Here is a 535-nt window from a genome sequence, read left to right on the forward strand (position 1 = left end):
CTGGATCACAGGCTATTTGCGCCTACCCAAAGCTTATCGCAGCTTAACGCGTCCTTCTTCGGCTCCTAGTGCCAAGGCATTCGCCATGCGCCCTTTGTAGCTTGACCTTTATTCTTGTCTGTTTTCACAGACACTTCATCTATTTACATAGATATAGTTACCTAAATTAATAGATACCTTTTTAATTTTGCGAAATTGTATTAAATCATTATCACCACTTACGTGGTTTTAACCTTTAAAACAACTTTATCACTGTGCAATTTTCAAAGAACATTTAAGAAAAACTACATATTAGCTAACCCCTAAGAGTTAACTAAACTTAGTCTCTCAAAATTAAACAGAGAAGTAGGTACGATTAATTACGATAGATGTTTTAGTCTGAAGAATAATTAAATTCTTCTGTTGCAAAGACCGAAGTCTTTGCACCGACTCCCTAGAAAGGAGGTGATCCAGCCGCAGGTTCTCCTACGGCTACCTTGTTACGACTTCACCCCAATCACTAATCCCACCTTCGGCCGCTGGCTCCTTACGGTTA

General features: G+C 39.4%; 2 rRNA genes. Both read right to left on the reverse strand.

Going from position 1 to position 535, the window contains the following annotated elements:
• Positions 1-107, reverse strand: a 23S ribosomal RNA gene (locus LGK97_RS19705); the annotation flags it as partial.
• 330 nt (positions 108-437) lie between these two features.
• Positions 438-535, reverse strand: a 16S ribosomal RNA gene (locus tag LGK97_RS19710); the annotation flags it as partial.

Source organism: Clostridium sp. CS001 (genome assembly GCF_020443565.1).
In the GTDB taxonomy this organism is placed as follows: Bacteria; Bacillota; Clostridia; order Clostridiales; family Clostridiaceae; genus Clostridium_AD.